Source organism: Thalassospira sp. TSL5-1, assembly GCF_001907695.1.
In the GTDB taxonomy this organism is placed as follows: Bacteria; Pseudomonadota; Alphaproteobacteria; order Rhodospirillales; family Thalassospiraceae; genus Thalassospira.
Genome location: NZ_KV880637.1, coordinates 1,752,892 through 1,765,500, shown reverse-complemented (window position 1 = coordinate 1,765,500; position 12,609 = coordinate 1,752,892). Strand labels below are relative to the sequence as shown.

At 51.4% G+C, this 12,609-nt stretch carries 10 protein-coding genes; 3 read left to right on the top strand and 7 right to left on the bottom strand.

What is annotated here, in order from left to right:
* Positions 1 to 36 precede the first annotated feature (36 nt).
* Both LF95_RS08360 and LF95_RS08355 read right to left on the bottom strand, forming a co-directional pair.
* Positions 37 to 1,257, bottom strand: coding sequence for a threonine ammonia-lyase (locus LF95_RS08360; protein ID WP_083607569.1), 1,221 nt, complete (start codon positions 1,255 to 1,257; stop codon positions 37 to 39).
* 358 nt (positions 1,258 to 1,615) lie between these two features.
* The gene (locus tag LF95_RS08355; RefSeq protein WP_073954500.1) at positions 1,616 to 3,103 is read right to left on the bottom strand and encodes an aldehyde dehydrogenase family protein; all 1,488 of its coding nucleotides are present in this window, start codon (positions 3,101 to 3,103) and stop codon (positions 1,616 to 1,618) included.
* 243 nt (positions 3,104 to 3,346) lie between these two features.
* Here LF95_RS08355 and LF95_RS08350 point away from each other — a divergent pair, with 243 nt between their 5' ends.
* Both LF95_RS08350 and LF95_RS08345 read left to right on the top strand, forming a co-directional pair.
* Positions 3,347 to 4,513: a type III PLP-dependent enzyme gene (locus LF95_RS08350; protein WP_073954499.1), complete on the top strand. Its 1,167-nt coding sequence runs from the start codon at positions 3,347 to 3,349 to the stop codon at positions 4,511 to 4,513.
* Positions 4,514 to 4,663: 150 nt separating this feature from the next.
* Positions 4,664 to 6,178 carry a malonate--CoA ligase gene (locus tag LF95_RS08345; protein ID WP_073954498.1) on the top strand — a complete coding sequence of 505 codons (1,515 nt, stop codon included), beginning with the start codon at positions 4,664 to 4,666 and terminating at the stop codon, positions 6,176 to 6,178.
* Positions 6,179 to 6,273: 95 nt separating this feature from the next.
* Here the strand turns inward: LF95_RS08345 and LF95_RS08340 are convergent, their stop codons facing one another.
* On the bottom strand, positions 6,274 to 6,432 hold the full coding sequence (locus LF95_RS08340; RefSeq protein WP_143181969.1) for a DUF1127 domain-containing protein: 159 nt from the start codon (positions 6,430 to 6,432) through the stop codon (positions 6,274 to 6,276).
* Positions 6,433 to 7,003: 571 nt separating this feature from the next.
* Here LF95_RS08340 and LF95_RS08335 point away from each other — a divergent pair.
* A complete protein-coding gene (locus LF95_RS08335) occupies positions 7,004 to 7,945 on the top strand; it encodes an HAD-IIA family hydrolase (RefSeq protein ID WP_073954496.1) in 942 nt (313 codons plus the stop codon).
* 58 nt (positions 7,946 to 8,003) lie between these two features.
* On the opposite strand, the gene hemB is transcribed toward LF95_RS08335, so the two are convergent.
* From hemB to LF95_RS08315, 4 genes are all read right to left on the bottom strand, one after another.
* Positions 8,004 to 9,008: a porphobilinogen synthase gene (hemB, locus tag LF95_RS08330; RefSeq protein ID WP_073954495.1), complete on the bottom strand. Its 1,005-nt coding sequence runs from the start codon at positions 9,006 to 9,008 to the stop codon at positions 8,004 to 8,006.
* A 70-nt stretch (positions 9,009 to 9,078) separates the two neighbouring features.
* The gene (locus LF95_RS08325) at positions 9,079 to 10,311 is read right to left on the bottom strand and encodes an MFS transporter (RefSeq protein ID WP_073954494.1); all 1,233 of its coding nucleotides are present in this window, start codon (positions 10,309 to 10,311) and stop codon (positions 9,079 to 9,081) included.
* Positions 10,308 to 11,069 (bottom strand): DeoR/GlpR family DNA-binding transcription regulator, encoded by a 762-nt coding sequence (locus LF95_RS08320; RefSeq protein WP_073954493.1) that lies wholly within the window; start codon positions 11,067 to 11,069, stop codon positions 10,308 to 10,310. Before LF95_RS08320 ends, LF95_RS08325 begins: the two co-directional genes overlap by 4 nt.
* A 131-nt stretch (positions 11,070 to 11,200) precedes the next feature.
* Positions 11,201 to 12,490: an O-acetylhomoserine aminocarboxypropyltransferase/cysteine synthase family protein gene (locus tag LF95_RS08315; RefSeq protein WP_371440810.1), complete on the bottom strand. Its 1,290-nt coding sequence runs from the start codon at positions 12,488 to 12,490 to the stop codon at positions 11,201 to 11,203.
* Positions 12,491 to 12,609: the final 119 nt, after the last annotated feature.

The following is a 12,609-nucleotide window of genomic DNA, read 5'->3' as shown; positions in this document are numbered from 1 at the left end:
AATCCCCGATGCGTTACGTCCTTTGATGATGGTGGATCAATCCAGCGACGTATTCCCCAGCAAACGCCCACCATAGCCATTTTCTTTCAGGTAATCGACAACCTGAAGGGCATGTGTGGTGTCGCGTACCTCAAGAACCATATCAACATCGGTCTGCTTTGCCGGAATATCATAGAAATATCGCTGGTGGTAAACCTCGATGATATTGGCCTCCGCGTTGCCAATCAGGGTGCTGATGCGGGCCAGGGCACCAGGAACATCGGGGATTTCGATACGGATACGGACCAGTCGACCCTCGCGCGCCATACCACGCATTAGAACCTGGGCAAGAAGGCGACTGTCAATGTTGCCGCCACTAATGACCAGGCAAACCTTTTTGCCCGCAAAGCGTTCCGGATGGTCGAGCAGGGCGGCAAGTGGCGCGGCACCGGCCCCCTCGACAACGGTTTTTTCAATTTCAATCAACATCTGAATGGCCCGTTCGATGGCTGATTCTTCAACCAGCAGAACGTCATTCAGTAATTCCCGACAAATCTCTAGGGTTTTGCCGCCGGGCTGTTTAACAGCAATGCCTTCGGCAATGGTGACACCACCGCCTGAAAACTCTTTGTCATTTATGCCTTCATACATTGACGGATAAAGCTTGGTTTCTACACCAATGACATCAATGTCGGGCCGCCGCGCCTTTATGGCGGTTGCAATCCCGGATGCCAGTCCTCCACCGCCAACCGGAACGATAACGGTGTCAAAATCGGCACCTTCATTCAAAATTTCCAGGCCAACGGTTCCCTGACCGGCAATGATATGTTCGTCATCAAACGGGTGAACAAATGTCAGGCCACGTTCTTGCTGAATTTCCTGTGCCGCCTGCATGGATTCGGCCAGAACCGCCCCCTTAAGAACAACTTCCGCACCATGTGAACGGGTATGGCGCACCTTGGTGTACGGGGTGTTTTCCGGCATGACGATGGTGGCCGGGATGCCAAGGCGTTTGGCATTATAGGCAACACCTTGTGCGTGGTTGCCTGCAGATACGGCAATAACGCCGCAGGCGCGTTCTTCAGGGGTAAGGCTGGCCAATTTTACATAGGCGCCACGTTCCTTGAAGGAAGCGGTATATTGCAGGTTTTCCAGCTTCAGATAGACATCCGCCTGGCAAATTTTTGACAGTGTTTGAGATTTTACCAGCGGCGTTTTGGCAACTATACCTTCAAGCAAACGCGAAGCACGGACGATATCATGATAGGAAACAGCCATTTCCAGACTCCTGTAGGTTCTGCCCATAATCAAGGCAGCAACTGCAAATGTGAATGTAGGGATTGGATTGATGGTTACATCAGGCCTGTCATCCGCAGATGACAGGGTTCACATTCGCCGAATGGAAATGGAGCAAATAATAAGCATCATGTCAGCCACGCCTGCATAACAGGGAGGAGAACAGGGCGACAGTGTGGTGTCGGTGCCGTCAGACATGTGCCAGATACTTTCAGAACTGTAAGCGCGAATAAAACGCACTTTTACGGATCAGACACTTCAGGTCAAGAAAACATGGGAAAAAGCCGGGTTGCATATTTCGCAATGCAACCCGGTGGGAACATAACTGGCGGTTTTTCCCTTATTCCATATTGAGAATGATGGTTTTCTTGTGGGTAAAATGCTCAAGCATGCTTTCAAGTGATGCTTCACGCCCCAACCCTGAAAGCTTTATGCCGCCATAGGACAGGTTGGGCTGAACCACAAGGTTCTGATTGACCTGCACAAAACCTGCCTCTAGGCGCTTGGTCGCAACCAGGGCCGTTCTAAGATCGGTGGTCCATACAGTGGCAGCCAGGCCAAAGTCACTATCGTTTGCAAGTTCAAGGGCTTCTTCAAATGTCTTGAACTTGAATACACAGGCGACCGGGCCGAAAATTTCTTCACGGGCAATCCGGGAATCCGGTTTGACATCGGTGAAAATGACCGGGCGGACATATTGTCCATCTGCCAGTTCCGGGTCGTCGGGCAGGGCGCTTAGTTCATGTTTCGTCGCACCTTCTTCGCTGCCGATTTCAATATAGTTACAAACCTTGGCACGCTGTTTGGCATTGATGATGGTGCCAATATCAGTGCTTTCATCAAGCGGATTGCCCATTTTGAGGGCATTGACGCGGTCTTTAAGGCGGCTGACAAATTCGTCATGCAGCTTTTCATGCACCAGAATGCGGGACGATGCCGTGCAGCTTTGCCCCTGGCGGGTAAAGCGCATGCCACCAATGGCACCGGCAACCGCCTTTTCAAGGTCGGCGTCGTCCATTACGATCATGGGGGATTTACCGCCCAATTCCAGCGTCACCGGGATCAATTTTTCCGCAGCGGCCCGATAAACGGTACGGCCGGTTTCAACGGACCCGGTGAAGGAAACCTTCTTGACGTCCTTGTGTTCGACAAGCGGCCCGCCACAGCCAGGGCCAAAGCCGGAAAGGATATTCAAGACACCCTTTGGCAAAATCTGCTGCATGATCTGGCAGACGCGCAGAACGGTAAAGGGCGTGTCCTCGGCGGATTTGACAACAACACTGTTGCCTGCAACCAGGGCAGGTGCGACCTTAATCGCCATCAGCAACAGCGGCACGTTCCAGGGAATGATCGCCCCGACAACGCCCACCGGTTCCCGGGTCGTCATGGTCATCATATTGGGGTTAAAGGGAACCGTTTCGCCCTTGAGTTCCGAAGCCAGGCCACCAAAAAATACAAACATGTCTGCCAGCACCGATGCCTCAACCCGGCTTTCGGTACGAAGGGCCTTGCCTGATTCCAGGGCAATCAGTTTGCCCAGTTCATCGACGTGCTGGTTAAGAATGCGGCCGCATTCGGCCACAAGTTTTCCGCGTTCACGTGCCGGGCGCTCCGCCCAGGATTTTTGGGCTTCTTTGGCAATTTTGACGGCGCGATCAACGTCAGCCTTGTCGCCTTCGGCGGCCTGGCCGATTGATTTGCCGGTGGCCGGGTTCAACACATCAAATGTTTTACCATTTAACGGGGCAACAAATTCACCATCAATCAGGTGTACGCCAGAAAGTGATTTCGCCAGGACGAATGGGTCCAGTTCCAGTTCCACAGTCACGGAAGCCTCCCTGTTTTTGCCGGTTTACTTCATGTTTTGAAGTACTACCAGTTAAGTGGTTATTTGGTATTGTTTTACCAAATTAAGCGGATGGCTGAATGATTGCAAGTCCTTTGCATCTGTTGCGCCATGACATTTTGTCTCTTGCTTGTTAGGCTGTCGAACCTTGATAAATTTGCCGGAACAGCCTGTTGCTGCGGGCGTTTAAGTTTTAATCATGTTTGGAAATGTTCGGAGCCAGCGATGCCACGCCATTTTGATACGACCTATGATGTCGTAAAGGAACTCAAACCGTCCTATCCGGTTTACTGTCTGCGTCCCGACATATTGCGTGATGTAGCCTCACGCTTTGTCGAAATGTTTCCTGGCAAGGTATTGTATGCGGTGAAATGTAACCCGCACCCTGAAATCATGCGTTATTTGCATGAAGGTGGCGTGCGTCATTTTGATACGGCATCCCCCGACGAAATCGCATTGGTTCGCCGGCAGTTCCCGGGAATGGATGCTTATTTTATGCACCCGGTAAAAAGCCGTGATGCTATTCGCAGTGCGCATCGTGTTTTTGGCATTCGCCATTTCGTGATCGATACCGAAGATGAACTCGATAAGATTCGCCGTGAGACGGATGAAGACCCGGATTTGGTGATCCATGTACGCCTGGCAACGCCGCCGGCCGGGGCGGCATATAATCTGTCGGCAAAATTCGGTGCCCGCCCGATGACGGCAGCAGAACTTCTCAAGAAAGTAGATCGATATGGATACAAGGCCGGGCTGTGCTTCCATGTTGGTTCACAATGTATCAGTCCGAATGGCTATCGTATTGCCATCGAATTGATCCGCCAGGTGATCGATTTTTCAGGTGTTAAAATTCATTCCATTGATGTTGGGGGCGGTTTTCCGGGGCAATATATGAACCAGCGCGGTCCGGGCCTCGAGGTCTTTATGGACGAAATAAAGGATTGTATTCGCTGGCTTGATATGCCCGATATTATCTTTATGTGCGAGCCGGGGCGGGCCCTGGTCTCAAGTGGGGTTTCGTTGGTGACGCAAATTCAATTGCGCAAGGAAGACCAGCTTTTCATCAATGACGGTATTTATGGCAGCCTGTCTGAGGCGGTAACAGGGAACTTGCGTTATCCGGTGCGCCCCATGCGTATCGGTGGGGATTTTGATCCCGAAGAAACTCTGGAATTTACGATTTATGGGCCGACCTGCGACAATATGGATGTGTTGCCACAAACGGTGACGTTGCCGGCTGATATTCGTGAAGGTGACTGGATCGAATTTGGTCATATCGGTGCCTATTCCAATGCGCTGGCAACCCATTTTAACGGCTTTTTCCCGGAATTGCTGGTCACAGTCGGGGAAGCTTTCCCTTACATTGACGGCGAGTTTCCTCAGGTTGGTTAATATCGAAGGCCAAACCGGGCCGGAATAGCCCTTATTTGCTAACCCGGTAAAGCCGTACCGAATTGCAAATTTTATTTTCCTGTATTAGGTTGGTTCAAAACGGGCTGTGTTTTGGCATGGCCCGTTAACCGATCCAATAGGGGAAATGACGTGACCACCAGTCTTTTTATGCGCCTTCGGGCCAGTTTTCCAAGCAATCTGGATAAAGCCCTTATCGAAACTCCCGATGGCAATTGCCTGACATATCGCGATGCCGACGAATGGTCAGCGCGTTATGCCAATGCGTTGGTGCAGGCCGGGGCGCAAAAGGGCGACCGCGTTGCGGTTCAGGTGGAAAAGTCACCCGCAGCCCTGTTTTTATATTTGGGCTGTATTCGGGCGGGTTTGGTATATTTGCCGCTAAATACGGCCTATCAAACTCACGAATTGTCTTATTTCATCGAGGATGCGTCTCCGGCTGTGGTTGTTTGTCCGCCGAGGGGTAAGGCCGATATGGACGCGATCGTTCAGGGGCGGGCTGGTTGTGCGGTTTATACGCTTGATGGTGATGGCAATGGTAGCATTGCTGATGCTGCCGTAAGTCAGGCAGGTGATTTTGCACCGATTGCCTGTGAGGATGATGATCTTGCGGCAATTCTTTATACATCCGGCACCACTGGTAAACCCAAAGGTGCCATGATGACCCAAATGAACCTGTGGTCAAACGGCCAAACCCTGGTGGATTTATGGGGGTTCACGGCTAGCGATACTTTGCTGCATGCCCTGCCTATTTTCCATACACATGGTCTGTTTATTGCCTGTCATTGTGTATTGATGTCAGGTGCCAGCATGATCTTTTTGCCGAAATTTGACCGGGATCAGGTGATTAAGGCGTTGCCGCGCTCAACGGTCATGATGGGCGTTCCGACATTTTATGTGCGCTTGCTGGCGGGAGAAGATTTTTCAGCAAGTTTGGTGTCAAATATGCGCCTGTTCATCTCAGGATCTGCGCCGTTGTTGCCCGAAACATTTTCGGCCTTTCATCAGCGCACCGGGCACTATTTGCTGGAACGCTATGGCATGACAGAGATGGGCATGGCGACGTCAAACCCGTTACAGGGGGAACGTATCATTCATACGGTCGGGCCTGCTTTGCCCGGGGTTGAGGTTCGGGTATGCGATACGGATGGCAATATTCTTCCGACCGGCGAGGTCGGGGTGCTCGAAGCGCGCGGGCCCAATGTTTTTGCGGGCTATTGGAAGATGCCGGAAAAAACGCGTGAGGAATTTCGCGATGATGGGTTCTTCATTACCGGTGATATCGCCCTGATTGATGCGAAGGGCTATGTGCATATTGTCGGGCGGGCAAAGGATCTGGTGATTTCAGGCGGGTTTAATATTTACCCCAAGGAAATTGAAACCGAGATCGATAAAATGAACGGCGTTCTGGAAAGTGCGGTTATTGGTGTGCCGCATCCCGATTTTGGCGAGGCGGTTGTCGCCATTGTAGTTCGAGATGGGGATGCACATATCTCGGAAAATGATATTATTAATTATATCAAATCACTAATGGCGAATTTTAAGGTTCCAAAGAAAGTGATTTTTTTGGCCGAACTACCGCGCAACACAATGGGAAAAGTGCAGAAAAATATCCTGCGCGAGGACTACCGTGCTTTGTTTGCCTGATCATCCTGTCTCATAAAGCAGGCAGCAAAAAAGCTCCGGCGGGTTCAACGCACGGAGCTTTTTTTGTTTGGGCAGACCGGAAAGATTTGCAAATCTTAGTGACCAAAGGCAACACGATGTGCAACGTCTTCGATCTGATCGCGGTTCAGGCCAATATCAGCCAGTTCACGCTGGTCAAGTTTGGAAAGAGCATTCTGGGTCTGGTATTGAATACGCAGGGCACGCAGGTAAGCGAAAATTTTTGTCAGGATCATTTTATCACCTATTTCAAACCGTCCGACAGCGTCGGAAACTTCATTCAAGGAACCGGCATGTGACCCCTGTGATGCCTGATGGCATACTGAATGGTTCGACGTGTCGGTCTGCTCTTGCAATCAGGGCGACAGGATCCTTCAAAGAGATTTCCGTGTCGGTAGTGATTGCTGTTATCTGTTGATTTGGAAGATAAGCCTGGATGCGGCGTTTAACCATTGCGTTTTTTGCAGATCAGGGCCAGACAAAGCGCAGAATTTAAGCAATTGTCCAAAATTTAATCAAAATAACCATTGATTTTCCAAATCTGCCAATTTTAACGACATGCGTAACACGCATGGCTAATAAAATTACCCAAATTTTTACTGTATTGGCATTTCCCGCCCTCAGCCCGTTTCGCACTTCGGTTTACGTTTTTGAGCCTTATTGATTTTCTGGTCTTTTACAGGCACTGATGATGCGTTCAACCGGGATGACAGGGCGTTGTTGGCTGAAAAATGCGGGAATCGATCAAAGACTCGCATCATATGCCGGCAGTTTGAGTCGAAAATAAAATTTGAAAGGCAAAGCATAATGACAGGTGTCAGACCTGCGCTTGACCGCGAAAGTGCCATTGCAGCTTATTTGAACTATGCAGACAGAATGCCAAGGCTAATGCCGGAGCAGTTGCCTGAAGAAACAGGTGAAGTTGCAAACATCCTGGCAATTGCCGATCAGTTTGACATCATTATTTTTGATGCCTTTGGTGTGCTCAATTCCGGTGCCGAGGCGATACCGGGCGCCTTGCAGGCTGTATCGGCATTACGGGCGCGAAATGTTGAGCTAGCCATTATCACCAACGACGCGTCGAATGCGCCAGAGGCCATCATTGAACGACATCGAAAACGGGGATTTGACTTTTCGCTGGAATCCCTTGTCAGCAGTGCAAAATATATTGTGCCCATGATGAAACGCCATCCTGATGTTGCCCGTTGGGGGGTGATGGCACCCGCACACTGGCCGATTGATCAATTGCCGGGGCAGGCGCGGTTTTTAGGCGATGATGATACCGATTATGATGCAGTAGAGGGTTTTGTCCTGATTGATTCCGATGCCTGGAATGATCGGCGCCAACAAAAGCTGGAAAAAAGCCTGGCAAACAAGCCACGGCCAATTCTTGTGGGTAATCCCGATATTTGTGCACCGATGGGGCATTTCTTATCGGTAGAATCCGGTTATTTTGCCCATCTGGCGGCGGATGCCTGTGGCGTGGTGCCTGAATGTGTTGGCAAACCTTACCGCGAAGTCTTCGAGGATATTTTGCACCGTTACCCTGATATTGATCCGCAGCGTATTTTGATGGTTGGAGATACCTTGCATACCGATGTTTTGGGGGGATTGGCGGCCGGGATCAAAACCCTGTTGGTCACGCGGGGGGGATTCTTGGACGGTTATGATGACCTGGAACTGTTATATGACCGTTCAGGTTTTCGACCCCATTTTAGGGCACCTGCCATTGGTGCAGGACTTGAATAATCTATAAGAAAGGGGTGCCCGTGCAGCACCCCTTATTTCTGCCCGGTTTAGCGGTGATTTAACTGATATATTCGGCAACATCGATTGCGCTGTAAGTCAGAATGCCGGATGCACCTGCGCGCTTGAAGCAGGCCAGGGTTTCGGTGGCACAGGCGAGATAGTTAAGCCAGCCCTGGTCTCCTGCTGCGCGTAACATGGTATATTCACCGGAAATCTGATAGGCAAATACCGGGACGCCGAATGTGTCACGCACTCGACGGACAATATCAAGATAGGGCAGTCCCGGCTTGATAATAACGGAATCAGCTCCTTCCTCCAGATCATAAGCCACTTCGCGCAATGCTTCGTCACTATTGGCGGGGTCAAGCTGATAGGTTTTTTTGTCTGCTTTGCCCAAGGCGCTGGCCGAACCAATGGCATCGCGGAACGGACCATAAAAGGAAGACGCATATTTGGCCGCATAGGCCATGATCTGCACTTTTTTGAGGTTTTCGGTTTCCAGCATGTCGCGAATGGCCGCAATGCGACCGTCCATCATATCGGATGGGGCGACAATGTCACAGCCGGCCTGCGCCTGAACCAGGGCCTGACGGACCAAAGCCTCGGTTGTTTCGTCATTCAGGATTTCACCATCGACGACCACGCCGTCCTGTCCGTTAGAGTTAAACGGGTCCAGGGCGACGTCAGCAATGATGCCAAGGTTGGGGCAGGCATCCTTGATGGCCTTGATGGCATCACACACAACATTGTTCGGGTTATAGGCTTCGCTGGCATCGGGTGTTTTTAATGCCGGATCGATATAGGGAAACAGTGCGAGGGCAGGAATACCCAGCTTTTCGGCGTGACGGGCGGTTTTGAGCAGTATATCGATGCTTTGACGTTCAACGCCCGGCATGGATGGAATGGCGATTCGTTCGTTTTTTCCGGCAATGACAAAAACCGGCAGGATAAGGTCATCAACACTCAGGCGGGTTTCAGCAACCATGCGGCGTGACCAATCGGTCATGCGGGGACGACGCAGGCGAGTGCGGGGGAAGGTGCCGTAACTGACAGGATGGGACATGATCTTGCTCTTTCGCGCGGGTGTAGATGGTGGCGTGGAAGCAGTTTTATGCGCCAGAATGATCGATTGTTCAACTATTGCGGACAGTTTTTAACCGTTGCCGCATGCTGGTCAGATATACCGGAATGATCAGTGTCAGGAAGGATGCCGTCATTAAAAAGGCGTTCACCAATCCATAGCGTTCGGCAATCGCGCCGATAAAGGGCGGGCCGGCCATCAGGGCGGTATAGCCGGTTGCCGCAATGATCGCGACGACAGTCCCGCCACTTCTGCCTGTGCTATTTGCTGCTGCTGAAATGAGCAGTGGCAAAATCACTGCGAGTCCCATGCCCGCGATAAAACAGCCGACCCAGGACAGGACGAAATGGGGGGATAAGGCGATAATAAGATATCCTGATGTTGCAAGAACACAGCTTGTTAGTAAAATTGCGGGTCGGCCAAAACGCATCACCAGCCAGTCCCCGCTCAGGCGGGTTAGCGCCATTGCAGCCGAATATAAGGCAAATCCCGCGGCGGCAATCGCTGCAGTGCTACCAAGAGTGTCAATCATCAGGACTGTAACCCAGTCCGTAACAACGCCCTCGCCAAATTGACCGATAAAGGCACAAATGCCAAAGGGAAGCAGTACCCAGAAAATGGATTTGTCCGTCTCTTTGTTGGTTTTGGCATTCTTCCCGGGCTCCTTCGTTGTGCTTGAAGGCTGGCGCGTCGCTGATTTTGCCTGATCTTCAATCAGGCCTGCTTGTAAATACCAGTGGGCGACAAGCAATATTGTTACGCTGAAGGGAAGATGGATGGTTTTTGCCAGGGGCAGGGCGAACCATAATGTTGCAAATCCGGCACCTGTAAAGCCGCCAAGGCTCCAGAAACCATGCAGGCCCGATAAAATGCTTCTTTCGCGCGCACGTTCCAGGCTCACGCCATTTGCATTCATGGCAATATCCATCATCGCCGCAGCAAAACCCATGAAAAGCAGCGAGAGTGCGAGAGCCCAAAAGGACGGCATGAAAATAGGCAGGGCAAGGGTGGGAAAGAAAAACAGTCCCGCAATCTTTACGACTTGACGGGAGCCGAACATATCGGCAAATCGACCCGCAAAGGGCATGGCGGCAATAACGCCAATCGCCGCCGCCAACAGGGCAATGCCCAAGCGTTCATGATTAAGCGAAAGTTGTTCCTGAACCAGCGGGATATGCGGAACCCAACTGGCGAAACCCGCGCCATGAATAAAAAAGATACCCCGGCTATGCTGATGGGCACGCCGTTTTTCTGCATCAGATAGTAACAATGCTGGATTGCTCATATCTGAACAACCTCAATGCCTTGAGTGCGATAATTTGATAAATAGCTTTCAGATAGCTTGCGGCCGGTCACAAGGGTACTGACCAAATTTGTATCGCACACTTTATAGGGCATCCTGGTTTCAAATTTGTCGACCGTTGCAATCGCAATGACCTCGGATGATTGGGAAATCATTGCAGCTTTGCTGGCTTTTTCGTCGATATTTTGAGTGCTGACACCCAATTCTGGATGGATGGCGCAGGTTCCAAGAATGCAAATATCGGCGTGATAATGCCGGATTTCATCTACCGTTCCAGCGCCGGAAACGACCATTTCCTTTTTCAGGATTTTACCGCCAACCATGATCACGTTTGCATTCGGGTGGTCTGCAAGAATGACCGCCGCTGCAGGATTTAGAACGATTGCGCTCCCATGAAAGGATGGTTTGAGGTTCCGAGCGACCTCAAGCACCGTTGTCCCGCTATCGAAAAAGACGATGGCATCATCGGGGATATGATTTTGGGCGACATAGCGGGCAATTGTTGTCCGCTCGGGGCGGATTTCCTGACTGCGTTCCTGATAACTGCCGTCACCCGTGGCAGGCAAAATGGCACCTCCGTGGATGCGTCGTAAATCGCCCTGTTGCTCCAGTTGGCGCAAATCGCGGCGAATTGTGTCGAGCGATGTGTGCAGGCGCTCTGCCAGATCATGAATATGGACGGTGCCATATTGCTTGAGTAAGGATGTAATCTCGCGGTGACGGTTTTCGATGCTCGACATGATTTTGCCTATTTTGCACGTTTTGCCTTTATTGCATATTTACAGGCTGGGTACTGATAGGGTCAAACAAAAACCGGCCATGCAAAGCATGACCGGTGTTTGACGCGGACGATTATCAGAATGTCTGAATCTTAACTGGCATCAAGTGCCTGTTTAAGGTCTGCCAGAATATCGTCGATATGTTCGATCCCGATCGACAGGCGGACATAGCTTTCACTGACACCCGATGCGGCCAGTTCCGATTCTGAAAGCTGGGAATGGGTTGTCGTTGCCGGATGAATGGCAAGAGAACGCGTATCGCCAATATTGGCGACATGATAAAACAGCTTCAGGCTATTGATGAATTTCTCGCCCGCCGTGCGACCTTCCTTAAGCTCAAACCCCATTAGCGAACCAAAACCGCCGTTCAGATAGGCATCCGCGCGACGGCGGGTTTCTCCTTCCTGCAAGCTGGGATGAATAACCTTGGCGACCTTCGGGTGGTCTTTCAGGAATACGGCAACCTTGTTGGCGTTTTCGCAATGGCGTTCCATCCGCAGGGGTAGGGTTTCCATACCCTGAATGATTTGGAAGGAACTTAGCGGCGAGGCCGCGGCGCCCACGTCCCGCAACAGGGTGCAGCGCAGTTTAATGGCATAGGCCACCGGGCCAATCGGTTTAACGGCTTCGGTCCAGACAGCCCCATGATAGCTGGGGTCTGGCTGGTTCAGAAGCGGGAAGCGTTTTGCGTGTTTTTCCCAGTCGAAACGGCCGGAATCAACAACGATACCCCCCACCGACGTACCATGACCGGCAATAAATTTGGTTGTCGAATACATGACAATAGCAGCCCCATGTTCAATCGGGCGGCACAGCACCGGGGCGGCAGTATTGTCAACCACCAGCGGAATGCCAAGTTCATCGCCAATGTTGGCCACTTCGCGCAGCGGAAAAACATGCAGTTTCGGGTTGGGCAGGGTTTCGGCATAGAAGGCGCGGGTTTTGTCATCGGCCAGTTTGCGGAAGTTTTCCGGGTCTGACGGATCGGCAAAACGGACTTCAATGCCCATCTGCTTGAAGGTATTGGCAAACAGGTTCCAGGTTCCGCCATAAAGGTCGGTTGAGCTGACAATATTGTCGCCTGCCTGGGCAATGTTCAGAATCGCAAAGGTCGAGGCCGACTGGCCCGATGCCACTGCAACGGCGGCGGCGCCACCTTCAAGGGCTGTTATGCGCTGTTCCAGGACATCATTGGTCGGGTTCATCAGGCGGGTGTAAATGTTGCCCAGTTCTTTCAGGGCAAACAGGTCTGCGGCGTGCTGCGTATCGCGGAACTGATAGCTGGTTGTCTGATAAATTGGCACGGCAACCGAGCCGGTGGTCGGATCGGCACGATAACCTGCGTGCAGGACTATTGTTTCCGGGTTTTTACTGTCGGTCATTTCCATTTCCCTGTTGCTGTTTTTCCACGTTGAGGCGCAGTAAGACATAATAATTCCATACGGGCAAGACGTGCGACATGCCCCGTGGCACAGGTAATGGTTTTCCCTGATCTGTATAA

Coding starts and splice junctions, on each gene's coding strand:
- LF95_RS08315 (WP_371440810.1), bottom strand. CDS start 12,490: ATGACCGACAGTAAAAACCCGGAAACAATAGTCCTGCACGCAGGTTAT.
- LF95_RS08350 (WP_073954499.1), top strand. CDS start 3,347: ATGCCACGCCATTTTGATACGACCTATGATGTCGTAAAGGAACTCAAA.
- LF95_RS08335 (WP_073954496.1), top strand. CDS start 7,004: ATGACAGGTGTCAGACCTGCGCTTGACCGCGAAAGTGCCATTGCAGCT.
- LF95_RS08340 (WP_143181969.1), bottom strand. CDS start 6,432: ATGATCCTGACAAAAATTTTCGCTTACCTGCGTGCCCTGCGTATTCAA.
- LF95_RS08325 (WP_073954494.1), bottom strand. CDS start 10,311: ATGAGCAATCCAGCATTGTTACTATCTGATGCAGAAAAACGGCGTGCC.
- LF95_RS08320 (WP_073954493.1), bottom strand. CDS start 11,069: ATGTCGAGCATCGAAAACCGTCACCGCGAGATTACATCCTTACTCAAG.
- hemB (WP_073954495.1), bottom strand. CDS start 9,008: ATGTCCCATCCTGTCAGTTACGGCACCTTCCCCCGCACTCGCCTGCGT.
- LF95_RS08360 (WP_083607569.1), bottom strand. CDS start 1,257: ATGGCTGTTTCCTATCATGATATCGTCCGTGCTTCGCGTTTGCTTGAA.